This window comes from Pseudomonas sp. KK4 (genome assembly GCF_001984065.1).
GTDB lineage: Bacteria > Pseudomonadota > Gammaproteobacteria > Pseudomonadales > Pseudomonadaceae > Aquipseudomonas.
This window is the reverse complement of sequence record NZ_LYVP01000065.1, coordinates 1-23,728: the sequence shown is the minus strand read 5'-3', so window position 1 is coordinate 23,728 and position 23,728 is coordinate 1. Positions and strand designations below refer to the sequence as shown.

The window sequence follows — 23,728 nt, the reverse complement described above, 5'->3', positions numbered from 1 at the left end:
CCTTCATGTATAGCCAAACTGCGGCGCATTGCGCCTGTTCCTGTAGGCGCGAGGCTTGCCCGCGAAGAGGGGGAGCTCGGTAAACCAGGCAGACCGCGTCATGGTTCATCGCGGGCAAGCCTCGCTCCTACAGGGCTGATGTCAGGCCGCCGGCCGGTGATGGCTATTTGACGTTGCCCTGTTAGACTCCGAGCAACCCGCCCACCCTGTGTCATCAGGTCCCGTTCAGCGGTGCAGAGGTCCCAATGGCAAAGATGGAGGTAAAAGGACTTTCACTGGCCAGGCGGCTCTACACATCACGCGCCCTGGGTCTGATACTGGGGTTGTTGTGCGTGGGCGCGGCGATGTACCCGTTGCGTCCGGCGCCCTGGGTCTGGGGATTGATGCTGTTCAACGGCCTGCTCTGGCCGCACCTGGCCTACCAATGGGCCCGACGCTCCCCGACGCCTTATCACGCCGAACATCGCAACCTGATGGTGGACGCCTTCATGGGCGGTTTCTGGGTGGCCGCCATGCATTTCAATCCGCTGCCCAGCGCCACCACTGTTTCCATGATGGCCATGAACAATGTGGCCATCGGTGGCCTGCGCTTTCTGCTGGTGGGGACGGTGGCGCAGGTACTCGGGCTGGGTGTTGGCTGGCTGATCTTCCGTCCGCTGTTCATCCCCGACACCAGTCAGTTGCAGCTGTACGCCTGCTTGCCGCTGATGTGTTTCTATCCGCTGGCGCTAGGGCTGATCTGCTTTCGCCAGGCCCATACCCTCGGCCAGCAAAAGCGCGAGCTGCTGGCCCTGAGCCGTACCGACAGCCTGACGGGTCTGCTCAATCATGGGGCCTGGAAGGATCGGCTGGAAGTCGAGTTCCAGCGCTGCCTGCATCAACAGCCCCAGGGCGGCGCCATCGCCCTGATTGATATCGATCATTTCAAAAGCATCAATGACACCTACGGTCATGTCGCCGGGGACATTGTCTTGCGGCAACTGAGTAAGATGCTCAAGCAGAATCTGCGGGCCACCGATGTCACGGGACGGTATGGCGGAGATGAGTTTTGCGTGATTTTGCCGGACATGCCCCTGAGCAGCGCCGCAGCGGCCATGGAGGCGTTGCGTGAGCGTTTTTCGACTTTGGGTTACGAGCAGAGTCCTGCGCTGAAAGTCAGCCTGAGCATCGGCCTGGCCGCCTTCAACCCAGGCCACACCGAGGCCACGCTATGGCTCAATGATGCGGATCAGGCGTTGTATGAGGCCAAGTCTTCCGGGCGTAATCGGGTGATCTGCTGTGGGGATGGGCGGTCGCGGCATGAATTGCTTGATTCGGTTTGACGTCGGTGAGTGTCCGCAATACCTGTGGGAGCTGGCTTGCTCGCGAAGGCGGCCTGATAGCCGACCTTGCTCTGGCTGACCGGGTACATATCCATTTCTTCGGTAACGGCCGCTTAGGGTTTCGCCTGACGGCGACTCACTTTTTTTTCAAACGCCAAAAAATAGTAAGCAAAAAAAGGCTCGCCCTATTGAGTGAACGAATTTCCCCTGTAGGAGCGAGCTTGCTCGCGATGGTCGTCAACGATAACGCTGGGCATCTGATGCCACGCGGTGTTTTCAGCTTCTTCGCGAGCAAGTTCGCTCCTACAGGGGGTGGTGTTGTCCATGCAATCTGGGCACACCACAAAACCCGTGGGAGGCTTATTCCTTGACGCTCATGAACTCCTCCGCCCAACGGATGTATTCCTCCGGCTGGGTGTAGGTATGCGTCAGTTCAGTCGCGTTCAGGTCCGAAGCCTGGGTGAAGATCTGACGTTGTTCGCGCAGGCTGTCGTAGGTGGCCTTGATGGCGGCGAAGTAGGCGCCGTGGCCGTCGATGACCACGCGCACGCCCAGTTCGGCCAGGCGTTTGTCGTCGCGCAGCAGCGGGTTGCCGTAGGTCACCAGCATCAGCGGCACGCTCAGGTGTTCGGCGATCTGTTCCAGATGGTCGAAATCTTTGACGCCGACCATGCAGATGCCATCGGCGCCGGCGGCCTGGTATTGCTTGGTGCGGCTGATGATTTCCTGGACCGGCAGGATCCCGGCGTGGGTGCGGGCGATGATGGCCATTTCCGAATCGCAGCGGGCTTCCAGGGCTGCGCGGATTTTGCCGACACCTTCAGCGACGGTGATCAGGTCGGTGGATTTGCGGCCGAATTGCGCGGGCAGCAGGGTGTCTTCGATGGTCAGGGCGGCGATGCCGGCGCGTTCCAGTTCGACGATGGTGCGCATGACGTTGAGGGCGTTGCCGTAGCCATGGTCGGCGTCGGCAATCACCGGCAACTGGGCGACACGACCAATGCGGGTGGCCTGCTCGGCGAACTCGCTGAGGGTGATCAGGGCAAAGTCAGGCGCCGCCAGGACCTGCAACGACGCGACGGATCCACCGAGAATCCCTACTTCGAAGCCCAGGTCAGACGCGATGCGCGCCGACATCGGATCGAACACCGAAGCGGTGTGATAGCAGGTGTTGGACGCGAACAGTTGACGGAAGTTACGGCGTAAATCTTGATGAGACAGCCTGGACATATGGGTTCCACCAATGGAAATGGAAGGGCTTGAGCAAAAGTGTCAACGCCGAAAGTGTTAAAGGCTATCACGGGTACGAGCGGAGAATGATGACGAATTTAACGTGTTTGCAGCCATTTTGTTCGGGATCAGGGGCGGTGGCGGCGTGGATCAGGCCGCCACCGCCTGGCGCTGTTGATCGCGCGACAGCACGCAACGCACGGAATCACCGGGCTGCAGTTGCAAACGTTTGGCGGTCAGACGGTCGATAGTCAGGCAATCACCCACTCGTCGCCCGGGGGCCATGGTGATGCGGCAGTTTTCCAGGCGCCGGTTGTGGATCAGCCACAGCGGTGCCTGATCGTCCGGGGTGCCGATGGACAAATCCAGCAACAGGCTCTCGCGCACGGTACGGATATTCGACACCGGGGCCTCGATCACCGGGCCGGCGTCGAAGATGTCGATGTAGCCCTGATGGGCGAAACCCTCGGCGCTGAGAATTTTCAGGGCCGGTTCGCTGTTGCCGTGGGGTTTGCCGATCACGGCCCGGGCCTGCTCGGTCAGCAGGCAGGTGTAGAGCGGCTGGCGCGGCATCAATTCGGCGATGAACGCCTTGTTGCCCAGCCACGACATATGATCGGCATGGCTGAAGTCCATCTTGAAGAAGTGCCGGCCGACGCTGTCCCAGAACGGCGAGCAACCGCGTTCGTCGGCGCTGCCGCGCAATTCGGCGATCAGCTTGTCACCGAACAGGTGCGGGAACTCCGCGACGAACAACAGGCGCCCCACGGACAACAGTCGACCGTGCCCCTCCAGGCGTTGATCGGGGCGCAGGAACAACGAGCAAAGTTCCGATTGGCCGGTCATTTCATTATTCAGGAACAGGGTCGGGATGTGCCGGCTGATCCCCAACTCCTTCGAAGCGCTGACCGTCAGCCCCACCCGATAGTTGTACCAGGGTTCGCGCAGACCGACGGCGCCCGTCATGGCACTGACGCCGATCACTTGCTGATCGTCGTCCTCGAGCACGAACAGGTAGTCGGCATCGGCGCGCTCGACCTGTTCGGCGAAGGTGCGCATCGCCCAGCGCAGACGATGGTTAAGGCGCTCTTCGTTGGCCGGCAGGCTGTTCAAACCCCGGCCCGCCTGGCGGACCAGCGCGCGCAGGGCGGGCAGGTCGGTGACCTGAACGGGGCGCAAAATCATCCTGTTGCTCCTTCCTGGCACGGGCTCACAGGGCGATAAGCCGGATGAGACTGCCTTCGCGGACCTTCAGCGCTGCGCACATGCGCTCGTCCAGGGTCACCGGTTGTCCGGGGATGTAATCGAGTTCGGCGACGATGGCCCGATAATTTTCCAGCGAATCATTGCTCACCAGATAGCGGCCACGGGCGTCGATCGCCGAGCCGGGACGGGCCACGGCGATGTGGCTATGGACAATGGAGCGAATGCCGGCGGTTCGGGCGAACAGGGTCGGGCCGCCATCGAACAGGTCGATGTAGTTGTTGGTTTCGAAACCCTCGCGGGTCAGGATATCGAAGGCTTCCTGGCCCTCGGGGTGGATGCGGCCGATGCAGTCCTGCGCGGCCTGGGGCAGCATCGGCACGTAGATCGGGTATTGCGGCATCAATTCAGCCAGAAACCCTCGGCTTTCCAGGCCGCACAACCGTTCGGCCTCGGCGTAAGGCAGGTCGAAGAAATGCTTGCCCACCGCATCCCAGAAAGGTGAGTCACCGTTTTCGGTGCTGTAGCCGACGATTTCGGTGATCACCGCCTCGGCAAAGCGCCGGGGATGGGCCGCGATGAACAGCAGTCGCGCCCTCGACAGCAGTTCGGCGCAGGCCGTGCGCTGCAGGGCAGTATCGATATGAAAGCCACGCAGCAGGGTATGGCTGCTGAGGTCCTGGCACACCGAAAGCGCGGGCACCTCATGTTCGATGTTCAGCTCCCGCGAGGCACTGTTGAAATGCCGGTTGCGCAAGCTGTAGAACGGCTCGCCGAGACCCGCGGTGGCGAGGATTTCAGAGCAGCCCACCACGTTTCGCGTCGCCTGGTCTTCCAGCACGAAGCAATAGCTTTCCGGCCCCGGGTTCTGCACCTGATGCTCGAACGAAGTGCAGGAATCGAGAATCTTATCGCGCAGGCGTTCGCCGTCGTCAGGCAGGGAGGTGACGCCCACCAGGCTTTCCCGGGCAAGTCGCTGTAAATGGGGCAGGTCGCTTAACTGCACTGGGCGCAAGACCAGCATGGATGTACTCCTGTATCAAAGGGCTCGGTGACGGGCACCGGGCCTGACTATCACTGTCGGTTTCCACGCAATGAAACGGCGGTCGCCCTGGCAGGCGCCGCTCTTTTTTGTGTTGGTTATGGATTCATGGCCACAGGCGATGACGGATTCGACCCCTGTACTCGGGGCGGGCTCATCGAGGCGCGTTTGGCTTTGCGTTCGGACCTGTCCTGGTCCAGACCGGGATCGATGATCGGGTCTTTGAATGAAGGCATCCGGGCTCCTGGCTGGATGAGGTTTCGGTAATCCGTTGAAATCAGTATTTAGTTAAGGGGTGTTGCGTGTCTAGTTAATTTTGGCGTCGTTCCCGGTGCCGATCCTGTCCGCGAAGGCATAGGGGCGCAGGGCTACACAGAGGTCGATTGAGCTTGTAGTCCATTGCCTAAACAGTTGTCGGATATGGCTGTTGTTGTGCGATGAAATGCCTGAGGGTTCGCGCGGCAGCGGATCAAACAAAACGTCCCCCGATCCCGCCTGTTGCGGCACAATTGCCTATTATTGCGCGGCCAAACGCCGTTTATCCGTTCCATCGACCGCGAGATTTCCTGTGCACGCGACCCGTTTGACCCTGATCTGTCACGCTCGAACCGTCGCACAAAAATTGGCGCGTTTTCCTACAAACGAGCCATTGGAGATGGATTGGCAGTCGGCCAGGGGGGCGCGCAGTGCTTTATTGGGCGGGGTGTCCCGTCTGATCTGCGCGCCGGAATTGCGAACCCGGCAAACCGCCGAACTGTTTGGCGACCGTGTTGAAATCGTCGAGGCCCTCAGGGATTGCGATTTCGGCCGTTGGCGCGGCGCTCGCATCAAGGACCTGCAAAAGACCGATCCTGGACGACTTCAACACTGGATCGTCGACCCGGATGCTGCGCCTCACGGTGGCGAGTCCGTCACACAGGTCATCGAGCGGGTAGCCGCCTGGCTTTCGACCCTGGAGTCGACACCCGGGCATGTCATTGCCGTGACCCATCCGTTTATCATCCGCGCCGCGCTGGCCCATGTGCTGCAGAGCCCGGCATTCAATCAGATAGATGTGCAGCCGCTGTCGACCATCGAACTGAGGTTCAGTGGTCATTGGCGGCTGCACCTTGGCGACAACCTCGAAGGAACACGTTGATGAAAAAAATCCTGGTCATTGGCATTGGTGCCGGCAACCCCGACTACATCACGATGCAGGCGGTGAAGGCGCTCAATCAGGCCGATGTGTTCTTCCTGATGGACAAGGGCCAGAGCAAGGACAAGCTGATCGACCTGCGCCGGGAAATCTGCGAGCGCTACATCACCGATCGCGACTACCGCTTTGTCGAGGCTCAGAGCCCGGAGCGCGAGCGCGGCGATGTGGACTACACGTCCAGCGTCGATGACCTGAACCTGGCCAAGCAGCGCACCTTCGAGCGCCTGATCAATGAGCTGGCGGACGATCAGTGCGGCGGGTTCCTGGTGTGGGGCGACCCGGCGTTGTACGACAGCACCATCCGCATCCTGCAGGCGATTCTCGCCGCCGGCACCTGTGCCTTTGAATTCGAGGTGATCCCCGGCATCACCAGCGTCCAGGCCTTGGCGGCCCAGCACAAGGTGCCGCTCAACCAGATCGGCCGTTCGGTGGAAATCACCACCGGCCGGCGATTGGCGGCGGGGCAGGTGAGCGATGCCGACTGCCTGGTGGTGATGCTCGATGCCCAGGATGCCTACCATCAGGTGGCGGATCAGGACACCGAGATTTACTGGGGCGCGTACCTGGGCACGCCGGATGAGATCCTGATCAGCGGCAGGCTCGGGGATGTGGCGGATGAGATCGAGCGGGTGCGCAAGGCGGCTCGGGAGACCAATGGGTGGATTATGGATACCTACCTTTTGCGTAAGCCTTGAATTAATCGTTGCCCGGGGTGACGCCTTCGCGAGCAAGCCCGCTCCCACATTTTGACCGCATTTCAACTGTGGGAGCGGGCTTGCTCGCGAAGAGGCCCTTGAATCCACCTCAGGACATGGCCCTGACCCCACGCCCGAATCGCTCCCGATACACCGACGGTGGCACCCCGACGACGCTGCGAAACGCCACCCGAAAACTCTCCACCGACCGGTAACCGCAGCGCTCGGCAATCTGCTCGGTGTTGTGATTCGTGCTTTCGAGCAGTTCCCGTGCGCGGCCCAGGCGTTCGTGTTGCAACCACGTCTTGGGCGACTGGCCGCTGGCCTCGGTGAAGCGGCGCAGGAAAGTGCGCTCGCTCATCGCCGCTTCACTGGCCAGATCACGCACTTCCAGCGGCTGATGCAAGCGTTCGCGAGCCCACTGCATGACGCGGGAAAGATCGCTGCGTGGCGTAGGACTGACCGGTGTGGGAATGAATTGCGCCTGGCCACCGGTGCGTTGCGGCGACATCACCAGTCGCCGCGCCACCGAGTTGGCCACCTGGGTGCCGAAATCCCGGGCCACCAGATGCAGGCAGGCGTCAATGCCGGCCGCGCTGCCGGCCGAGGTGATCAGTTGGCCTGAATCGACATACAGCACGTCGGGGTCCACGAGGATATTCGTAAAACGCTCGGCCAGTTCCGTGGTGTAGCGCCAGTGGGTCGTGGCGCTGTGGCCATCGAGCAGGCCGGTGGCGGCCAGCACGAAGACCCCCGAGCAGATCGACAGTAACCGTGCGCCACGGGCATGGGCCTGACGCAGGGCGGTCAGCAAGGGCTCGGGCACCGCCGCGTTGCGGTCGCGCCAGCCGGGAATGACGATGGTGCGGGCCTGTTCCAGCAGTTCCAGGCCACCATCGGCCAATACCTGGATACCGCCCATGGCACGCATCGGGCCTTGGTCCACGGCGACGATCTGGTGCTCATACCAGGGGAAATCGAACTCAGGCCGTGCCAGCCCGAAGATCTCCACGGCAATGCCGAATTCAAAGGTGCAGAGGCCGTCGTAGGCCAGGATCGCGACCAGTCCAGGGTTAGGTTGCATTTGGCGGAAAGTTCCCGGTGAGTGTCTTGTGCGCCACTGTAGCGGCAAGTGGCGGGGGGATAAAGTCTGTTCACACCCCCTGACGCCTGGAGCACTGCCCATGACCAGCCTGGTCCGCCAAATCCCTGCCGCACCCTCGGCCATCGCCCTGATGCACTTCAGCAACCGCCTGACCTTTGAAACCGACTGCTCCGACGTTTATGGCAGCCAACAGGCTGGCGAGATCGACTTTGTCCTGGTCGACGTACGCGGGCCTCTGGCGTTCGAACGCGGGCATGTGCCAGGGGCGATCAATATTCCGGGACGGTTGCTGACCGCCGAGGGAGTGGCGGGTTACCCGAAAAACAGTCTGTTCGTGGTCTATTGTGCGGGGCCGCACTGCAACGGCGCGAACAAGGCCGCAGTGAAACTGGCAGCGCTGGGTTACCCGGTCAAGGAGATGATCGGCGGCGTAACCGGTTGGCTCGATGAAGGGTTTGAATTGAGCGTCCCGGCGCTACGCCCGATCAACACAGCGCTCAGCTGCGAATGCTGACCCACCCCCGGTAGGCGCGAGCATGCTCGCGATGGTCGATAACGATGACGCGGGGAACCGGACACCCCGCAGCATTTCCGAGCGCATCGCGAGCCTGCATCCAACATTCAAACCGCCGCCCACCACGCATCCAGCGTCCCCAGCAGCCATTCAAAAACGGCGGCATGGGCGACGCTGTCCTGCGTCCCCCGTGGCAAGGGTGACTCATCGGCGAAATGCTGGTTCAGCACCGCCACCGAGTCCGCGTTCCACTCCGGATGAAACTGCAATCCAATCCGCCTCGGCCCCACGCGGTACATCTGCTGCCTGCACTGCTCGCTGCTGGCCAATAACAGCGCATCCGGCGGCAGGTCGATGGCGTCTTCATGCCATTCCAATACCTTCAATGTCTGGCCATCGGTGAACGTCACCGCGGTCCAACCGGTTTCAGGCTGCTCCATACGCCGCACATGGCCGCCCAGGCTCAGAGCCAGCAATTGAGCGCCCAGGCAAATGGCGAATACCGCCGCGTCCTGAGCCAGGCAACCTGCCATCCATTGCCGTTCGGCTTCCAGCCAGATCGGCCCGGCGTTGGATTCATAGGGCCCGCCCAGCACAATCACTGGTGCCGCGCCCACCGGAGGCAACTGCCCGAGGTCGGCGCGAAAGACATTCAGCGTCAGCCCACGGGAGGCGGCCCACAGGGCAATGGCGCCCGGCCCTTCGGCGGGGTGGTGCTGGATCAGGTTCAACGCAGGCATCGGGCTTCTCTCGGTGGTGCAGACTGACGATCAATGTGCCGCAAAAAAGCGCCCGTCACCAGCGTTCGTGCATTCGGCCAATTTCTATAAGTATTTGTCGCGTCGAAACAATTTGCCCCGCACCAGCCACTCTAGACTGCCGGCCTCTTCGGTCTTTACCCGCCATGAGCACACGACCGAAAGCTGCCAATAAAAACCTCCGCACACAGGAGTCATAAATGAAGAAGCTAGTGATGTTCGGTGCCCTGGCACTGTCGATGTTGTCCCTCACGGCCGTGGCCGACGATGCCAAACCGGTCCGTATCGGTATCGAAGCCGGTTACCCGCCGTTCTCGATGAAAACCCCTGACGGCAAGCTCACCGGTTTCGACGTGGATATCGGCGACGCGCTGTGCGAGCAGGCGAAAATGAAGTGCGTCTGGGTGGAGCAAGAGTTCGACGGCCTGATCCCGGCGCTGAAGGTCAAGAAAATCGACGCCATCCTGTCGTCCATGACCATCACCGACGATCGCAAGAAGAACGTCGATTTCACCATCAAGTACTACCACACTCCGGCGCGCTTCGTGATGAAGGCCGGCACCGACATCAAGGACCCGCTGACCGAACTCAAGGGCAAGAAAGTCGGTGTGCTGCGCGCCAGTACCCACGACCGTTTCGCCACCGAAGTGCTGGTGCCGGCAGGTATCGAACTGGTGCGTTACGGCTCCCAGCAGGAAGCCAACCTGGACATGGTGTCCGGTCGCGTCGACGCGCTGCTGGCCGACTCGGTCAACCTGGACGACGGTTTCCTGAAGACCGACGCCGGCAAGGGTTTCGCGTTCGTCGGCCCGGTGTATGAAGACGCCAAGTACTTCGGCGGCGGCGCTGGCATCGCGGTGCGCAAGGGTGACAAGGAGCTGGCGGACAAATTCAACACCGCCATCACCGAAATCCGCGCCAACGGCAAGTACAAGCAAGTGCAGGACAAGTACTTCGCTTTTGACGTGTATGGTCAGTAACAGGCTGTAGAAAGAAGTGGCCCCGTTGACGCGGTGGCCACTTTTTTTATGCTCATGAATATTTTCTGGTTACCCGTTTTTCAGGAGTCATGCCCATGCAACGCATCGACCACCCACTGCCCTGGAGCCATCTGGGCACCGAGCGCACCCTCAGTGTGTTTCGTTACGGCGCCGGCACACGCAAGGTTTACATCCAGGCCAGCCTGCACGCCGATGAGCTGCCAGGCATGCGCACCGCCTGGGAGCTGAAAAAGCGCCTGGCCGAGCTGGAAAGCCTGGGCCAGTTGCAGGGCGTGATCGAGCTGGTGCCGGTGGCCAACCCCATCGGGCTGGACCAGCATCTGCAAAGCGCCCACATGGGCCGTTTCGAACTGGGCAGTGGCAAGAATTTCAACCGTTCGTTCGTCGAACTCAGCGCGCCGGTGGCGCACTTGGTCGGCGATCGCCTGGGCAGCGATGCCGAAGCCAACATCGCGCTGATCCGCCAGGCCATGGGCCAGGTGCTCGACGGCTTGCCGGCGCCGGCTTCACAACTGCAAGCCATGCATCGCCTGTTGCTGCGTCACGCGTGCGATGCCGATATCACCCTCGATCTGCATTGCGATTTCGAAGCGGCGATTCATCTGTACGCCTTGCCGCAGCACTGGCCGCAGTGGCAATCCCTGGCGGCGCGACTGAAGGCGGGCGTGGCGTTGCTGTGTGAAGACTCCGGCGGCAGTTCGTTTGACGAATCCTGTTCTTCACCTTGGTTGCGTCTGGCGCGGGCATTCCCCGAGGCGGCCATTCCACCGGCCAATCTGGCGACCACGCTGGAACTGGGCAGCATGGGCGATACCCGGGTCGATCAGGCGCAAGCCAATTGCGAGGCAATTCTGGGGTTTCTTGCCGAGCAGGGATTCATCGCGGGCAACTGGCCGGCGGCGCCTGGCGAATGCTGCGAAGGCATGCCGTTCGAAGGCACTCAATATCTGTTCGCACCCCATCACGGCGTGGTCAGTTTCCTGCGCGAGGCCGGTGAGTGGGTGGAGAAGGGCGATGCATTGTTTGAAGTGGTCGACCCGCTGAACGACAAGGTCACCACCGTGCGCGCGGGAACCAGCGGCGTATTGTTCGCCCTGGATCGTGGGCGCTATACCCAGCCGGGGACCTGGCAGGCGAAGGTGGCAGGGCGTGAGCCGATTCGGGTCGGCAAACTGGTCAACGACTGAATTGTGAAGTTTCGATGCCCTTACAGGCCTCTTCGCGAGCAAGCCCGCTCCCACCTTCGACCGAGCCTATTCAGGTAGATCGCCGTCGGGTGTGGGAGCGGGCTTGCTCGCGAAAGCGTCGATGGCCGCACCAGAAATATCCTGCCATGGCTCACAGTGTTAGGCTCTGCCCCGAATCCTGCGCACTGTGAAGGAAGGCTCATGTTGAAGTTTCTCGCTCTGCTCACGCTGCTGGCATCCGCCGCTGTCCACGCTCAAACCCCGCTGCAAACCGACCTGCCGCTCAAGTACCTCGAGCAATCCAACCCCGATTCCCGCGACCAACCCCTGGTGATTTTCCTCCACGGTTACGGCAGTAACGAGCAGGACCTGTTCGGCATGAAGGACGAATTGCCCAAGCAGTACACCTACCTGTCGGTGCGGGCGCCGGTGGTATTGGAAGAGGGCAGTTATCAATGGTTTCGCAAGAAGGGCGAAGGTGCCTACAACGGCGAGACCGATGATCTGAAGTCAAGCGGCCAGGTGCTGATCGATTTCATCGCGAAGGCGACCCGCAAATATCACACCGAGCCCGGCAAGGTGTTTCTGGTGGGATTCAGCCAGGGCGCGATCATGTCCTACGAAGTGGGCTTGCGCCATCCCGAGGTGCTGGGCGGGATTGCCGCATTGAGCGGGCGGATTCTACCGGTGCTCAAGTCCGAGTTGAAACCGGATGAAAAACGCCAGTCGCTGGCGATCTTCATCGGTCATGGCACGGCAGACAAACGCCTGCCGTATAGCGACGGCACCGAAGCCAACAGCCTGTTGCAAAGCGTGTCACTGGAACCCGAGTTTCACGCTTACCAGGGTGTCGGCCATAACATCAGCGCCGAAGAACTGCAGGACTTGAACGCTTGGCTGCAGCGCCTCAACCCCTGAGGCTTACTTGCCGCTGACGATCTGCTTGATCAGCGTTTCATGGGCTGCCATATCGCCGGGGCGGGAAATGACCTGAATCACCGTCATGCGGCTGCCCGAAGCCGCCATCAGGGTGGTGTTGAGCGTCAGCCCGCCACCTTGGGTGGCGGTGCTGTCGACCTGACGCACGCCCAGTCCGGTACTTTTCAGCGTCAGGCTTTTCTCGCTGAGCTTGTTGTAATCCTTCAATGCCTTGCGTTGCGCCGCGTCGAAGTCGGCCACGGTGCCGTCGAGAAATGCACCGTCGTTGTCCTTGACCGTGGTGCCTTCCGGCAGACTGTTCTGCGCGGCGATGACCACGGTCTTGGTGGCCTCGTTGGCGTACATCGTGCCGCTTGCACTGTTATTGCTCGGCAACTGGCTGGCAACGAAGCCCTTGGGCAGGGTGAAGGTGAACTTGCCATCGAGCATCGACACTTTCTGCGGCGGCGCCTCCTTGACCGTGGCCGCCTGCACATTCAGAACCCCGACGGTGGCAGCCGCGGCCAGCAGCAGGACAACGGCTTTTTTACTCAACAGTGACATTCGGAATCTCCAGGGATGGGCGCGCAGTGGTGGGCGATCATCCCATGGAGGTCGTGGAGCGTTCCAGTGCGGGCTAACGGACGGTCATGAGGGTTGATTGGTGATCAACCGTGTATCCAGTCCAAAACGTTCCTGAGAAACAACCCTGAACTTATCCGTTGCCAAGTCGCAGTTCACCAGCAGGTTCCACGAGTGACCGGTCACCGCAGAGGGGATAAGCACGAAGGGATGCTCGGCCAGCAATTCGTCAGCAAATTTCTGTTGATTGGGCGAGGGTTGAGACGGGCTGAGCCAGTTGGGGTTTGGTACGTCTTCGGGTTGAACAATTTTGATGAGCTCCGAGTTCAGAACTTCAAAGCGCGTCAGTACGTGGGGCACTCTGTCGAGTGTGTCGAATCCGGCGTGGGCCGCGACTTCCAGAATCGCGGTAGAGGGATCGGCCGAAGCGTAGATCACCCGGCGGCCCGGAGGATTCCAGCGGCCGCCAGATAATTGCGCGCCCAGTCCACTGTTCCATGTTTTCCTGAAGGCCTCGCGGTCAAGGCGCCAAGCGTGCCATTTCCCGTCCCAGGGCAACGGATTCATTGATAGACCCCGTGTTCGAGCCGGGTCAAATAGTCCTGGACGACCTGGAAGCCCAATGAATTGTCGACCAGCTCGAGAGGTACGTTGCCGTCCAGGTATTTGCAGGGTTTCTTGAGCCAGTCTTCGGCCAGTTGCTGATCACCGAACACAGTGATGGCGCGCTCCAGAGCGTGCGCATACTGGAACGCGATCATACTTTGCTGCTGGTTAAGCCGTACGCCTTCTGTCTCTTTGGTCATACGCTGGACTGTCCTGGCGGATTTGCCCGTGATGCGCTCTACAAGGCCCTGCTCCATGTACAGCATTGATGTGGAAAGCATTTCTTTGACATCGCTGAGGTAAAAGCCTTCCTGTGTGTATCGGATGATCAACATGCGCATATCACCTTTGCGGCCACGTAGCAGCATCTGGGTTGGCGTTTTGGCGATGCTTTTTGTTTCGGTCCTTGGGGGCATACCGACAACCTCCTGCGACGCTTGACAGGTCAAGTGTCGCGTCATGGGCAACTGAGTCCGTCGGCGTTACTTCTGCAATGGATCCGTCCTTAAAGCATGAAGGGGCTCACCGGTTGTCATCCGGCTGCTCTCATTCGCCTAACTTGGAGCTGCCACGGTACTCGCCACGCTTCCGACGGCCAACCCGAAAAACCTGTGGGAGAAATCCTCGAAATTTCAGTTTTTTACCCTCTGTTGTAGGAACGGCCCCCTCGCCACAAGAGGGCCGCTGCAATTACCCCTGCCGCCGCACTGGATAGCTCTCGATCACATCCAGAAACTCGATCCGACGCTCGCTGGCCAGCAACTCCGGCAGCAACCGCTCGTATTCCTGGCGGTAAGGCTTGCTCAGGTGACGCGTGATGAAGTCTTCCTTGCTGCAGTTCCAGGTTTCGTACAGCACCAGGGTGTTCGGTTCGCCCTGGCGTTGGTGCACCCAGGTGTTGACGAAATCCGGTTCGGCCGACATCTGGTGCACGACGTGCAGCAGGCGCTCTTTGGTTTCGGCGAAACGTTCCGGCCTGGAGGGCAGGTAAACGATAAACGCGACGTGATCACTCATTTCATCACCTCTGGATGCGGAAGTTGGCGGGTTACGCCTGGTTCTGCGGAAACAGGTTGCGACGGGTTTCCTCGTCGAATTCGGCCTTCAGCACCAGTTTCTCTTTCAGGCCCAGGGCACGTTGCGCGGCAGGACGGGCGCTGATTTCGTCGAACAGGCGCTTGACGTTCGGGTACGCGGCCAGGCCGGATTCACCGAGGATGTACGGCGCGTAGTTGGCCCAGCCCCAGAGCGCCATGTCGGCGATGCTGTAAGTGTCGCCGGCCAGGTAGGGATGATCGGCCAGGCGTTGGTCGAGCACGCGATAGTGGCGTTCGACTTCCTTGAAATAGCGGTTTTTTGCGTAGGGCAGATCTTCCGGCGCGTGGTGCAGGAAGTGCACAGCCTGGCCGGAAAATGGCGACAGACCGGTGGCGATAAACATCAGCCACGACAGCATGTCGGCGCTGCCGGCAGCGCTGGTCGGCAGGAAGCGCTGATGCTTTTGCGCCAGGTGCAGCAGGATGGCCTGGGAGTCGAAGACCGTGGCGTCGCCATCGACCAGCGCTGGCACCTTGGCGTTGGGGTTGATCGCCAGGAAGGCCGGCTGGTGTTGTTCACCCTTGAAGGTATCGACACCAATCAATTCATACGGTGTTTGCAGTTCTTCGAGCAGCAGAGCAACTTTCATCGGGTTGGGCGAAGGGTGGAAAAAGAATTTCATGGTAAAGGCCTCAGTCGGGTTGGGTTGTGAACTGAGGCTGATGTTGAGCTAAACCCATTCGATTGACGTACGAGGTTATTGCGCTAGTCGTTCGAAAGAGTTGAATGAGTTGAATGAGTTGCAGGCGTTATCGCCGGTTTAGCCAGCAGACGCTTGGTGACGCCCAGCATTGCCACGGACACGGCGACGCCAAGCGCGAACCCGCCCAGGCCCAAGGCAGGCAGCGCCAATGCCAGGACCAGGCAAAACGCGGCGAACGAGTACATGCCGGTGGCCGTGGCCCGCAACAATGCCGCGGTGAACGCCGGCCCGCGGGTTTGTTGGGAAAACACTGCCATCACGCTGCCCAGCACCGGGAACACCGCGAGCAGGCCGCTCCAGCGTTCGCCGACGGTGCTCGCCAGCAGGGTGACGGCGAGGGTGAGCAGGGCGCCGGCGATCATGCGCAGCAGCAACTTATCGGACTTCGGTGCCGGGCCTGGCACGACAGGCTGCACGCTTGGGAACAGGTACGGTGCCGCCAGCAGCGCAGTTGCGGCGGCGATCACCGAGAAGCTCAGCGACGGCGGGATTGCCGACAGCACAACCGCAATGGTTGCCCAGACCAGCAGCGAAACGGCCAGCGCCCATGGCCAACTTGCCCGTTGGGCCACTTGGGCATAGCTGACGCAGAATGCAATCATGGCGAACATCGCGGATAGCGCCGCGGTCGCCGATTGCGCGGCAAAGGCCTCGCCTTGTTCGATGGCCAGAAAGAACAGGATGGGCCCGACCACCACCGGCAACCCCGACAGCCAGCCGGCAACACTCGGTCCCCAGCGTTTACCGGCAAGGGATATCAGCAGCAGAAATCCGGGAATGACCAGCAGTTTGAGCAGTAGCACGCGCACCTCCGACCTGGGCGAAGTGTCAACGTTAGCATCGCTGTCGAGTGATTGCTGCAAATAATTAAGCTTTTTGTATACAGTTTTTGAGGGTTGTACGGTAACGCATTACGGGTATAAGTATCAGCAACACCCTGGGATGAATCGAGCCGATGATGACCCCACCACGCTCCCCCCTGCGTCATTTTCTGTGGCTGCTGGCATTGATTGGCAGCCAGGCCCTGGCCAGTTGGCAAGAAACCCTGCCCGGCGCCCGAATCATTGGCACCGGTGAATTTCGCATGTTCGGTTTTGACATCTATAACGCTCGGCTCTGGAGCGCCGCGCGACCGTTGGCGAGCGATCAGCCGTTTGCATTGGAATTGATCTATCAACGCAGGATTTCCCGGGACGATCTGGTTCGGGCGAGCGTCGATGAAATAAAACGGCTGTCGGATGGGTCGATCAGTGCTGGGCAACTGGCCGCATGGCAGGCCCAGATGCAGCAGTCTTTTGTGGACGTCGAAGCCGGGACGCGGCTCACCGGCGTGTATTTGCCGGGGCAGGGTGCGCGTTTCTATGTCGGTCAGCAGTTGCGGTATGAAGTGAACGATCCGCAATTTGCCCAGGCCTTCTTCGGGATCTGGCTTGATCCGCGCACGAACAATCCCGAGTTGCGCGAACAATTGCTGGGCACCGCCAAACCCTGAAGCGCTCCTACAGATTTTTGCTCGAACCGTCTAAGCTGGCTCCTCCCGCCCGTTTTTTGGAATGCCTGCGTGAAATTCAGTTTGCCCAAACTAGCCACAGCACCTTTTTGCCCACCCGAAGTGGCAGGCAGCGTCTCTGTTGATCCGCGTGCCTCATTCTTCAAGCGCGTCCTGCGTTTCGCCGGACCGGGTTTGCTGGTGTCCATCGGCTACATGGACCCGGGCAACTGGGCGACGGCCATCGAGGCAGGGTCGCGGTTTGGCTATAGCCTGTTGTTCGTGGTGCTGCTGGCAAGTATGGCGGGGATGGTGGTGCAGTGTCTGTGCTCACGGCTGGGGATTGCGACCGGGCGCGACCTGGCGCAACTGTGCCGAGAGCGCTACAGCCAACGCACCGCACGCACGCAGTGGGTGCTGGCGGAAATCTCGATTATCGCCACCGATCTTGCCGAAGTGCTCGGCTGTGCCCTGGCTTTTCATCTATTGCTGGGTTGTTCCCTGACCTTCGGCATTGCCCTCACAGCCTTCGACACCTTGCTGGTGCTGGCCCTGCAAAACCGCGGCTTCCGTCGTCTGGAAGCGATCATGCTGGTGCTGGTGGCCACCATCGGCGTGTGTTTCTTTGTCGAGCTGATGCTGATCAAACCTTACTGGCCGGAAGTTGCCCAGGGCTTCAAACCATCGTTGTCAGCCCTCAGCGATGCCGCGCCGCTGTACCTGGCCATCGGCATTCTCGGGGCGACGGTGATGCCGCATAACCTTTACCTGCACACCTCGATCGTGCAGACGCGGCTGATCGGCAGGGACCAGGCCAGCAAGGAGGACGCAGTGAAACTGGCGCGCATCGACACCATCGGCTCCCTGGCCCTGGCGTTGCTGGTCAACGCAGCGATCCTGATTCTCGCGGCCGCGGCTTTCCACAAGACCGGGCACACCGACGTGGTCGACATTCAGGACGCCTATCATCTGCTCGATCCACTGGTGGGCGGGGCATTGGCCAGTGTGCTGTTCGGTGTCGCGTTGCTGGCGTCGGGGCAAAGCTCGACCTTTACCGGCACCATCGCCGGCCAAGTGATCATGGAGGGCTTTCTCAACCTGCGCATACCCTGCTGGCAGCGACGCCTGATCACTCGCGGCCTGGCGCTGATCCCGGCGTTCATAGGCGTGTGGCTGATGGGCGACGACGCGGTAGGCAAGTTACTGGTGTTGAGTCAGGTGGTGTTGAGTCTGCAGCTGCCGTTTGCGCTGTACCCGCTGATTCGCATGACCAACGATCACAGGTTGATGGGACCGTTTGTGAATCGTTTGCCGACGCGGGTGTTGGCCTGGGGGTTGTTCGTGGTGATCAGCGGGGCGAACAGTTGGTTGATCCTGCAGCTTTTGGGGTGAATGGCCCGACCTCTTCGCGAGCAAGCCCGCTCCCACAGTTGACCGAGTGGTTCTGACGAGCGCGGCCCAATGTGGGAGCGGGCTTGCTCGCGAAGAACGATAACGCGGTCTATCGCTCAAACGCCTGCACCACAAAATCAATGAACACCCGGGTCTTGGCCGGCATCAGCGTGCGGCTCGGGTAGTACAGCGAAATCGGCCCCGCATCCGCGTGCCAGTCCGGCAACACCCGCACCAGTTCCCCGCGTTCGATATTCGCCGCCACATCCGGCAGCACCAGTAGCGTCACCCCCAGGCCGAGTATCGCCGCTTCCCGCATGGCTGCCGGATCATTCAGGACGACGTTTTCGTTCAGGTTCGCCAGCGCCTCATGTCCTGATCCGTCCTGCATGACCCACTGGCGAATGCGCCCGGTGCGGCTGCCGCGCATCACGATGCCTGTAAGCCACTGCAAGTCCACCGGGCTCTCGGGCAGCGTGCGTTCAGCCAGATACGCCGGGGACGCCACGGCCACCACATGGGCCGCCGCCAGCGTTCGCGACACGACGCCAGGCGCGAGTTCGAATCCACCCCCAATCGCCGCGTCGTAGCCCTCGGCGATCAAATCCACCGCCCGATTCTCGAAGTGCCATTCCGGGCGAATCAACGGATAGCGCGCCAGGAACCCCGGCAGCAACGGCAGGATATGGCCGATGCCGAAAGTTGGCGCCAGGCTGACCTTGAGCACGCCCGCCGGCTCACCGCGATCGGTAGTGACGGCGTCGATTGCCGCCTGCAAGGCGTGCAGATTACCGCCGATGTTGGCCAGGAAGCTTTCGCCCGCCTCGGTCAGGGACAGTTTGCGGGTCGAGCGCTGGAATAGGCGCACGCCGATGTTCCGCTCGAGGATCGCCACGTTGCGACTGACGGCGGCCGGGGTCAGTGCGAGCAGGCGGGCGGCTGCCGAAAAGCTCCCAGTCTCGGCGCTGCGTACAAAGGATTCGAGGTTGGCGAGGGTTTCCATGGCAGGTACCTGCAAGCAATGCTTGAAAATAATTCAAGCCATTACCCGCTAATCAAGGATCAATGGCAAGCGCAGTATTCACTCCATCCACAACCTACGGAGTGAAAAACCATGAGTGCAATTGGAATCATCGGCGCCGGCGCCATTGGTGCAGCCTTCGCCCGGGCGCTGTCCCAGAAAGGTATCGAAGTGGTCATCGCCAACAGTCGCGGACCTGAAACGCTGGCGTCCCTGGTGGCCGAACTCGGCCCGACCGCCCGCGCCGGTACCCGCGAAGAAGCCGCCGCACAGCCGATCGTGCTGGTGGCGGTGAACTGGTCGAAGTTGCCGATTGCCTTGGCTGGCTTACCGGATTTCGCCGGGCGAATCGTGATCGACGCCAACAATCCGATTGAAGCGCCGTCGTTCAAAGCCGTGGATTTGCAGGGCAGGGTATCCAGCGAGGTGTTCGCCGAATGGGTGCCGGGGGCGCGGGTGGTGAAGGCGTTCAATCACCTTCAGGCGCACCTGGTCGACGGTGATCCGGCGGCGGAAGGCGGTCGGCGGGTGTTGTTCTTCTCGGGGGATTCAGCACAGGCCAAGGTTGAAGTGGCGGCGCTGATCGAGCGCCTGGGGTTCTTCGGCGTCGATTTGGGAGCGTTGAGTGTCGGCGGGCGATTGGTGCAGTTCCCGGGCGGTCCGTTGCCGGCGTTGAATCTGGTGAAATTTGGCTGAGGGAAGTCCAGACAGATGGGCCTGCGGCGAGAGAGCCTTTCGTGGTGAGGGGATTTATCCCCGCTGGGTTGCGCAGCAACCCCCAAAATCTCGGCAATAGTCGAAGATTTTCCGGGAGCGCTACGCACTCCAGCGGGGATCAATCCCCTCACTACGTGGACTCTCAGCCGCAGGGATGTTGCCAGACCGCGCGGATCTTCGTGGGCCACCGCGCAGTCTGTAGAACGCTTTACGCCCGCTCGAGCGCCAGGGCCACGCCTTGACCGCCACCGATGCACAGGGTGGCGAGGCCTTTTTTGGCGTCGCGCTTGATCATTTCATGCAGCAAGGTCACCAGCACGCGGCAGCCCGAGGCTCCGATCGGGTGGCCGAGGGCGATGGCGCCGCCGTTGACGTTGACCTTGTCCAGGTCCCATTCCAGGTCCTTGGCCACGGCCAGCGATTGCGCGGCGAAGGCTTCGTTGGCTTCGATCAGGTCCAGTTGATCCAGGGTCCATCCGGCCTTGTCCAGGCAGCGGCGGGTGGCCGATACCGGGCCGATACCCATGATCGCCGGGTCCACGCCAGCATTGGCGTAACCGGCGATTTTCGCCAGCACCGGCAGGCCCAGGGCCTTGGCTTTTTCCGCGCTCATCAGGATCACCGCGGCAGCGCCGTCGTTGAGCGACGAGGCGTTGCCGGCGGTCACCGAACCGTCCTTCTTGAAGGCCGGCTTGAGCTTGGCCAGGGATTCGGCGGTGGTGCCGGCCCGTGGCTGCTCGTCGGTGGCGAACGACAACGGGTCGCCCTTGCGCTGCGGAATCAGGATCGGCGTGATCTCATCGACGAAACGCCCGGCTTCGATGGCGGCCACGGCTTTCTGCTGCGAGGCCGCGGCGAAGGCGTCCTGCTGCTCGCGGCTGATGCCGTACTTCTCCACCAGGTTCTCGGCGGTGATGCCCATGTGGTAATCGTTGAACGCATCCCACAGGCCATCGGTGATCATGGTGTCGACGATCTGCGCGTGGCCCATGCGCAGGCCGGTGCGGGCGCCGGGCAGCACGTAATTGGCCAGGCTCATGCTTTCCTGGCCACCGGCGATGATCACCTCGGCATCGCCGCAACGGATGGCCTGGGTGGCCAGGTGCAGGGCCTTGAGGCCCGAACCGCAGACCTTGTTCAAGGTCATGGCAGGCACGGCAAACGGCAGGCCGGCCTTGATCGAGGCCTGGCGCGCAGGGTTCTGCCCGGCGCCGGCGGTCAGCACCTGGCCCATGATCACTTCATCGACTTCAGCCGGGTCCAGGCCGGTTTGTGCGAGCAACTGACGGATGACCGCCGCGCCCAGGTCCACCGCGGACACACTGGCCAGCGATCCCTGGAAACTGCCGATCGCGGTACGCGTGGCGGCAACAATGACGACTTCTTGCATGGAATGATTCCTCACTGGGCAGCGAACTGCATTTCCGGCACGTGGTCCGGAACGATCAGTTTGCCGGCGGTTTTGGCGACGATCTCTTCAACGCTGACGCCCGGTGCACGTTCCTTGAGAATGAACGCGCCGTTTTCGATTTCCAGGTAGGCCAGGTCGGTCAGTACGCGCTTGATGCAACCGGCGCCGGTCAGCGGCAGGCTGCATTGCGCCAGCAACTTGGACTCACCGTCCTTGGACGCGTGGGTCATGATGACAATGATGTTGTCGGCGCCGGCCACCAGGTCCATGGCGCCGCCCATGCCTTTGACCAGTTTGCCGGGGATCATCCACGAGGCGATGTTGCCCTGCACATCAACCTCAAAGGCGCCCAGCACGGTCAGGTCGACATGGCCGCCGCGGATCATCGCAAAGGATTCGGCGGACGAGAAAATCGACGCGCCGATGCGTGCGGTCACGGTTTGCTTGCCGGCGTTGATCATGTCGGCATCGATGGTTTCTTCGGTCGGAAACGGGCCCATGCCCAGCAAGCCGTTTTCCGACTGCAGCATGACTTCCATGCCTTCGGGGATGTAGTTGGCCACCAGGGTCGGAATGCCGATGCCCAGGTTCACGTAGTAGCCGTCCTGCATTTCGCGGGCGACGCGTTGAGCCATTTGTTCGCGGGAAAGTGCCATTGTTGTTATTCCTTCATTCGGTCCGGGGGCAGGGGATCACTTACGCACGGTGCGCTGTTCGATGCGCTTTTCGAACGTGCCGCAGATGATCCGGTCGACGTAGATGCCAGGGGTGTGGATCTGCGCCGGGTCCAGTTCGCCGGGTTCGACGATTTCTTCGACTTCGACCACGGTGATCTTGCCGGCGGTGGCGGCCAGCGGGTTGAAGTTCTGGGCGGTGTGGCGGTAGATGACGTTACCGAAATGGTCGGCTTTCCAGCCTTTGACGATGGCGAAGTCGCCGGTGATGGACTCTTCCATCAGGTACTTGCGGCCCTTGAATTCACGCACTTCCTTGCCTTCGGCGACCGGGGTGCCGACGCCGGTGGCGGTAAAGAAGGCCGGGATGCCGGCGCCGCCCGCGCGCATTTTTTCAGCGAGGGTGCCTTGGGGGGTCAGGATGACTTCGATTTCGCCTTTGAGCAGTTGCTCTTCGAACAGCTTGTTTTCACCGACGTAGGAGGCTACGACCTTGCTGATCTGGCGATCGGTGAGCAGTACGCCCAGGCCAAAACCGTCGACGCCGCAGTTGTTGGAAACCACGGTCAGATCACGAGTGCCCTTGCGCTTGATCTCGGCGATCAGATTTTCCGGGATCCCGCACAGGCCAAAGCCGCCGGCGATCACGGTCATGCCGTCTTCAAGACCTGCCAGTGCTTCCTCGTAGGAACTCACGCGCTTGTCGAAACCTGCCATATGCACCTCTTTTATTCTTTGTGGGCGGCTGGCTAGCCGTATGGGATGAGTGTCTCGTCGCTGAATTAATTTGTTAAGTTGTTTTTTTGGCTTGATTGATTGATAAAGCTCAACAAACCGCTGCTTCTACTCTTGCAGCTTAACCCTTGTAGCTTGCAGCCGGGAGCGAAGCGACGATGACCATCAAACAGATCCGCGCCTTCCTGGCCGTGGCCCAGAGCCTGAGTTTCGCCGTGGCCTGCGAGCGCCTGCACCTGTCGCAGTCGGCCTTGAGCCTGACCATCAAGGCGCTGGAGGACGGCCTGGGCGGGCGGCTGTTCACCCGCAATACACGCAATGTGGCGCTGACCGCCGAGGGTGAAGCCCTGGTGCCGTTGGCCCGCCGCCTGATCGCCGACTGGGACAACGCCGAAGATGAACTGCGCCAGCGCTTCACCCTGCAACGCGGGCGCGTGACGCTGGCGGCGATGCCGTCGTTCGCCGGCAACCTGCTGCCGCCGATGCTCAAGACTTTTCGCGCGCGTTATCCAAAGGTCAATGTCACCGTCAACGACGTGATCAACGAGCAGGTGCTGGAAATGGTCCGTGACCGCCAGGTGGAACTGGGGGTGGCGTTCGAGCCGACCATGAATTCGTCGCTGCAATTCACGCCTCTATATATCGACCGCTTCGTCGCGGTGGTGCCCCATGACTCGGCGCTGGCGGAGCTGCAGGAGATCGACTGGCAGACCTTGCTCAAGGAACCGTTCATCACTCTGCAACGGCCGTCGACGGTGCGGGTGATGCTCGAAGAACACCTGCACGCCCGGGGTATGAAACTCCCGGTGGAATTTGAAAGCCATCAACTGGCGACGGTCGGGCGCATGGTCGCCAGCGGACTGGGCGTGAGCGCGGTACCGGCCCTGTGCGCCGGGCAAATGCGCGAACTGGGGGCGCGGTGTATTACCTTGCGCGATCCGGTGGTGGAACGAGCGATCGGCGTGCTGACCTTGCCCGGCGGCGAGCTGTCGGCGGCGGCGCAGGCGTTGTTTGATGTGCTCAAGGCAGAAAACCTTGGAACGCGTCTACCTGGCTAAAAGCCAAGCAAAATGTGGGAGCGGGCTTGCTCGCGAATGCGGTGGGTCATCCAGCAATAGTGTCGACTGACC

Annotated in this window: 26 protein-coding genes; 11 read left to right on the top strand and 15 right to left on the bottom strand. The window is 61.2% G+C overall.

Annotated features, from left to right (window positions below):
- Positions 1 to 245 precede the first annotated feature (245 nt).
- On the top strand, positions 246 to 1,322 hold the full coding sequence (locus B0W55_RS19855; protein ID WP_077047618.1) for a diguanylate cyclase: 1,077 nt from the start codon (positions 246 to 248) through the stop codon (positions 1,320 to 1,322).
- A gap of 360 nt (positions 1,323 to 1,682) precedes the next feature.
- On the opposite strand, the gene B0W55_RS19845 is transcribed toward B0W55_RS19855, so the two are convergent.
- The 3 genes from B0W55_RS19845 to B0W55_RS19835 form a co-directional block, all read right to left on the bottom strand.
- A complete protein-coding gene (locus B0W55_RS19845) occupies positions 1,683 to 2,552 on the bottom strand; it encodes an oxaloacetate decarboxylase (protein ID WP_077047616.1) in 870 nt (289 codons plus the stop codon).
- 150 nt (positions 2,553 to 2,702) lie between these two features.
- The gene (gene astA / locus B0W55_RS19840) at positions 2,703 to 3,737 is read right to left on the bottom strand and encodes an arginine N-succinyltransferase (protein WP_077047615.1); all 1,035 of its coding nucleotides are present in this window, start codon (positions 3,735 to 3,737) and stop codon (positions 2,703 to 2,705) included.
- 25 nt (positions 3,738 to 3,762) lie between these two features.
- Positions 3,763 to 4,779: an arginine N-succinyltransferase gene (locus B0W55_RS19835; protein WP_077047614.1), complete on the bottom strand. Its 1,017-nt coding sequence runs from the start codon at positions 4,777 to 4,779 to the stop codon at positions 3,763 to 3,765.
- Positions 4,780 to 5,365: 586 nt separating this feature from the next.
- Here B0W55_RS19835 and B0W55_RS19830 point away from each other — a divergent pair.
- Positions 5,366 to 5,935 (top strand): histidine phosphatase family protein, encoded by a 570-nt coding sequence (locus B0W55_RS19830; RefSeq protein WP_077047613.1) that lies wholly within the window; start codon positions 5,366 to 5,368, stop codon positions 5,933 to 5,935.
- Positions 5,935 to 6,687 (top strand): precorrin-6A synthase (deacetylating), encoded by a 753-nt coding sequence (gene cobF / locus B0W55_RS19825; RefSeq protein WP_077047612.1) that lies wholly within the window; start codon positions 5,935 to 5,937, stop codon positions 6,685 to 6,687. The genes B0W55_RS19830 and cobF overlap by 1 nt, the downstream gene beginning before the upstream one ends.
- 109 nt (positions 6,688 to 6,796) lie before the next feature.
- Here cobF and ftrA read toward each other — a convergent pair whose 3' ends face one another.
- Positions 6,797 to 7,771 carry a transcriptional regulator FtrA gene (gene ftrA, locus B0W55_RS19820; protein ID WP_077047611.1) on the bottom strand — a complete coding sequence of 325 codons (975 nt, stop codon included), beginning with the start codon at positions 7,769 to 7,771 and terminating at the stop codon, positions 6,797 to 6,799.
- Between the two features lie 100 nt (positions 7,772 to 7,871).
- Here ftrA and B0W55_RS19815 point away from each other — a divergent pair, with 100 nt between their 5' ends.
- The gene (locus tag B0W55_RS19815; RefSeq protein WP_077047610.1) at positions 7,872 to 8,306 is read left to right on the top strand and encodes a rhodanese-like domain-containing protein; all 435 of its coding nucleotides are present in this window, start codon (positions 7,872 to 7,874) and stop codon (positions 8,304 to 8,306) included.
- Between the two features lie 107 nt (positions 8,307 to 8,413).
- Here B0W55_RS19815 and B0W55_RS19810 read toward each other — a convergent pair whose 3' ends face one another.
- Positions 8,414 to 9,046 carry a type 1 glutamine amidotransferase gene (locus B0W55_RS19810; protein WP_077047609.1) on the bottom strand — a complete coding sequence of 211 codons (633 nt, stop codon included), beginning with the start codon at positions 9,044 to 9,046 and terminating at the stop codon, positions 8,414 to 8,416.
- A gap of 218 nt (positions 9,047 to 9,264) precedes the next feature.
- On the opposite strand from B0W55_RS19810, the gene B0W55_RS19805 reads away from it, so the two are divergent.
- The 3 genes from B0W55_RS19805 (at position 9,265) to B0W55_RS19795 (ending at position 12,170) form a co-directional block, all read left to right on the top strand.
- Positions 9,265 to 10,044, top strand: coding sequence for an ABC transporter substrate-binding protein (locus B0W55_RS19805; RefSeq protein WP_077047608.1), 780 nt, complete (start codon positions 9,265 to 9,267; stop codon positions 10,042 to 10,044).
- A 95-nt stretch (positions 10,045 to 10,139) separates the two neighbouring features.
- Positions 10,140 to 11,252 carry a M14 family metallopeptidase gene (locus tag B0W55_RS19800; RefSeq protein WP_077047607.1) on the top strand — a complete coding sequence of 371 codons (1,113 nt, stop codon included), beginning with the start codon at positions 10,140 to 10,142 and terminating at the stop codon, positions 11,250 to 11,252.
- A gap of 201 nt (positions 11,253 to 11,453) precedes the next feature.
- Positions 11,454 to 12,170 carry an alpha/beta hydrolase gene (locus tag B0W55_RS19795; protein WP_077047606.1) on the top strand — a complete coding sequence of 239 codons (717 nt, stop codon included), beginning with the start codon at positions 11,454 to 11,456 and terminating at the stop codon, positions 12,168 to 12,170.
- Between the two features lie 3 nt (positions 12,171 to 12,173).
- On the opposite strand, the gene B0W55_RS19790 is transcribed toward B0W55_RS19795, so the two are convergent.
- The 6 genes from B0W55_RS19790 to B0W55_RS19765 form a co-directional block, all read right to left on the bottom strand.
- Positions 12,174 to 12,734, bottom strand: coding sequence for a hypothetical protein (locus B0W55_RS19790; protein ID WP_077047605.1), 561 nt, complete (start codon positions 12,732 to 12,734; stop codon positions 12,174 to 12,176).
- Positions 12,735 to 12,818: 84 nt separating this feature from the next.
- Positions 12,819 to 13,319: an RES family NAD+ phosphorylase gene (locus B0W55_RS19785; protein ID WP_077047604.1), complete on the bottom strand. Its 501-nt coding sequence runs from the start codon at positions 13,317 to 13,319 to the stop codon at positions 12,819 to 12,821.
- Positions 13,316 to 13,774 (bottom strand): antitoxin Xre/MbcA/ParS toxin-binding domain-containing protein, encoded by a 459-nt coding sequence (locus B0W55_RS19780; RefSeq protein WP_077047603.1) that lies wholly within the window; start codon positions 13,772 to 13,774, stop codon positions 13,316 to 13,318. The genes B0W55_RS19785 and B0W55_RS19780 overlap by 4 nt, the downstream gene beginning before the upstream one ends.
- Before the next feature lie 274 nt (positions 13,775 to 14,048).
- Positions 14,049 to 14,375 (bottom strand): putative quinol monooxygenase, encoded by a 327-nt coding sequence (locus B0W55_RS19775; protein WP_077047602.1) that lies wholly within the window; start codon positions 14,373 to 14,375, stop codon positions 14,049 to 14,051.
- Positions 14,376 to 14,406: 31 nt separating this feature from the next.
- Positions 14,407 to 15,078 carry a glutathione S-transferase family protein gene (locus B0W55_RS19770; RefSeq protein WP_077047601.1) on the bottom strand — a complete coding sequence of 224 codons (672 nt, stop codon included), beginning with the start codon at positions 15,076 to 15,078 and terminating at the stop codon, positions 14,407 to 14,409.
- An 83-nt stretch (positions 15,079 to 15,161) separates the two neighbouring features.
- Positions 15,162 to 15,962 (bottom strand): hypothetical protein, encoded by an 801-nt coding sequence (locus B0W55_RS19765; RefSeq protein ID WP_077047600.1) that lies wholly within the window; start codon positions 15,960 to 15,962, stop codon positions 15,162 to 15,164.
- Between the two features lie 155 nt (positions 15,963 to 16,117).
- Between B0W55_RS19765 and B0W55_RS19760 the strand changes: the two genes are divergently transcribed.
- Both B0W55_RS19760 and B0W55_RS19755 read left to right on the top strand, forming a co-directional pair.
- Positions 16,118 to 16,651 carry a chalcone isomerase family protein gene (locus B0W55_RS19760; RefSeq protein WP_077047625.1) on the top strand — a complete coding sequence of 178 codons (534 nt, stop codon included), beginning with the start codon at positions 16,118 to 16,120 and terminating at the stop codon, positions 16,649 to 16,651.
- Between the two features lie 120 nt (positions 16,652 to 16,771).
- Positions 16,772 to 18,040 (top strand): Nramp family divalent metal transporter, encoded by a 1,269-nt coding sequence (locus B0W55_RS19755; protein WP_371807282.1) that lies wholly within the window; start codon positions 16,772 to 16,774, stop codon positions 18,038 to 18,040.
- A 109-nt stretch (positions 18,041 to 18,149) separates the two neighbouring features.
- On the opposite strand, the gene B0W55_RS19750 is transcribed toward B0W55_RS19755, so the two are convergent.
- On the bottom strand, positions 18,150 to 19,043 hold the full coding sequence (locus tag B0W55_RS19750) for a LysR family transcriptional regulator (protein ID WP_077047598.1): 894 nt from the start codon (positions 19,041 to 19,043) through the stop codon (positions 18,150 to 18,152).
- Between the two features lie 111 nt (positions 19,044 to 19,154).
- On the opposite strand from B0W55_RS19750, the gene B0W55_RS19745 reads away from it, so the two are divergent.
- Complete coding sequence (locus B0W55_RS19745) at positions 19,155 to 19,757, top strand: NADPH-dependent F420 reductase (protein WP_077047597.1); 603 nt, start codon at positions 19,155 to 19,157, stop codon at positions 19,755 to 19,757.
- Between the two features lie 229 nt (positions 19,758 to 19,986).
- On the opposite strand, the gene B0W55_RS19740 is transcribed toward B0W55_RS19745, so the two are convergent.
- From B0W55_RS19740 to B0W55_RS19730, 3 genes are read right to left on the bottom strand one after another with little or no spacing between them, the layout of a single operon-like run.
- Positions 19,987 to 21,168 (bottom strand): acetyl-CoA C-acetyltransferase, encoded by a 1,182-nt coding sequence (locus tag B0W55_RS19740; RefSeq protein WP_077047596.1) that lies wholly within the window; start codon positions 21,166 to 21,168, stop codon positions 19,987 to 19,989.
- A gap of 11 nt (positions 21,169 to 21,179) precedes the next feature.
- On the bottom strand, positions 21,180 to 21,845 hold the full coding sequence (locus B0W55_RS19735) for a CoA transferase subunit B (protein WP_077047595.1): 666 nt from the start codon (positions 21,843 to 21,845) through the stop codon (positions 21,180 to 21,182).
- Between the two features lie 36 nt (positions 21,846 to 21,881).
- Positions 21,882 to 22,580, bottom strand: a complete 699-nt coding sequence (locus B0W55_RS19730) for a CoA transferase subunit A (RefSeq protein ID WP_077047594.1) — start codon at positions 22,578 to 22,580, stop codon at positions 21,882 to 21,884.
- A 176-nt stretch (positions 22,581 to 22,756) separates the two neighbouring features.
- Here B0W55_RS19730 and B0W55_RS19725 point away from each other — a divergent pair, with 176 nt between their 5' ends.
- Positions 22,757 to 23,656: a LysR family transcriptional regulator gene (locus B0W55_RS19725; RefSeq protein WP_077047593.1), complete on the top strand. Its 900-nt coding sequence runs from the start codon at positions 22,757 to 22,759 to the stop codon at positions 23,654 to 23,656.
- Positions 23,657 to 23,728 lie beyond the last annotated feature (72 nt).